Annotated in this window: 1 protein-coding gene; it reads right to left on the bottom strand. The window is 34.9% G+C overall.

Going from position 1 to position 1,812, the window contains the following annotated elements:
- The coding region (gene ltrA / locus ACK2WN_RS12005) for a group II intron reverse transcriptase/maturase (protein ID WP_416155690.1) at positions 1 to 1,299 on the bottom strand (1,299 nt) is incomplete at its 3' end.
- Positions 1,300 to 1,812: the final 513 nt, after the last annotated feature.

The raw sequence follows: 1,812 nt of genomic DNA, 5'->3' as shown, positions 1-1,812 counted from the left end.
CCCTCTCACACCACGGAGCGTGCCGTTCGGCACTCCGCGGTTCAATTTCATATAATAATCTAAGCAACTTATTAATCCTCTTTTAGTGAAAATTTCCTTTGTTATTTTATTCAATCCAGTTGTCTTAATTACTGCTTGATAATGGTCACCAAATCCTACGGATTGTTTTGCCATCCAAATTGGTGCTCCTAATTTTCTTAATCCCCAGAATCTCTTTTCACTAGTTTTCCATTGTTTCCATATCACAACCCTCATTCTATTTCTTATACGTCTATCTATTAATTCCATATGTTTTCTCATTTTCCGTATTTTGAAATAGTTTATGAAACCTCTTATTACTTCATTTAATTTCTTGATTCTATATGTCATATCTACAGACCAAGAACGTTTTGTTAGCTTCTTGAGTTTCCTTTTAAAGCGAGTTATCGAGTCTTCGTGGATTCTAACTTCCCATTTTGTTCCAATTTTATAGAAACTAAATCCTAGATATTTAAGGTTTGTTGGTCTTGTTACCTTTGACTTCGTTGCGTTTACTTTTAATCCTAGCTTTCTTTCTATCCATTTAGTTACAGTATTCATAACTCTATTAGCTGAGGCACTACTTCCAACGGTTATTATACAGTCATCTGCATATCTCACGAAATGCAAACCTCTTTTCTCTAGTTCTTTATCGAGTTCATTTAACATAATATTTGATAGAAGTGGTGATAAATTTCCACCTTGCGGTGTTCCTAGTTTTGTTTCTTCATATTTTCCTCTAATCATTACCCCAGCCGTTAGGTATTTCTTGATTAATGATTCTGTGTCTGGGTCATGTATTATCTTTTGGACTAATGTCATTAGTTTATCATGAGGAACATTGTCAAAGAATTTCTCTAGGTCAATATCTACAATATATGTATACCCATCATTTAGATATTCAAGAAGTTTGTTTATTGCCTGATGTGCATTTCTTCCTGGTCTAAATCCGTAGCTGTATTCACTAAAGTGTTGCTCCGCAATTGGGCTAACTACTTGAACGATTGCTTGTTCTATTATTCTATCTACTACATTTGGAATACCTAGATTTCTTACCCCACCGTTAGGTTTTGGTATTTCCACCCTTAAAACCGGTTGTGGTTTATATTTTCTTTTTAATATTCTATTTTTGATACTTATCCAATTTTCTATTAGGTAATCTCTTATTTCATCTGTACCTATTCCATCTATTCCACAAGCACCTTTGTTTGATTTAACTTTCTTGTATGCTTGCATCATATTTTCTCTTTCAAGTATCTTTTCCATTAATTCTGTTGCCAAAGATTATGTCTCCTTTCATTATTTAACTTCATATATATTAATTCTACCACCTATGAATATTTCGTTCCGTTACGTCTTCACTACTCTACTCTCGTCGAATCTATATATTTGTTTATGTAATTTAATTTGACTATTGAAACTGTTCCGCCCTTCGCTCCACCTTCATTACAAAGGTTTCATCACTACTATGGCATCTGCTGACTTCTCACAATTCGTTGTTACTACAGATATTCTGTTTGTGAGACCTCACGGGATAAGCCATTAATCTTTCCTCGTCTACCTGCCTAATTTACTTATATGAGTTACGACTACCTTTTGGACTTCATTGCTTTCGGTCAACTTATCCATCATACAAGCCTTAGTATTAGGTTTCTGTTCGTCAGGCTACGATTTCGCTATTGCTTCTTCTCGCCTATGCTTCGCAGCATAAACCTTGCAAGTCACTATCAAGTTCATTGGTAGCTACGCCTTTTATGGACTTTCACCACAGATTAATAGCATGCCCGTCATACC

Origin of the sequence: Peptacetobacter sp. AB800 (assembly GCF_047807365.1) — a bacterium.
GTDB lineage: Bacteria > Bacillota > Clostridia > Peptostreptococcales > Peptostreptococcaceae > Peptacetobacter.
Note: the sequence above shows the minus strand (reverse complement) of the source record. Positions and strands in the feature narration are given on the sequence as shown.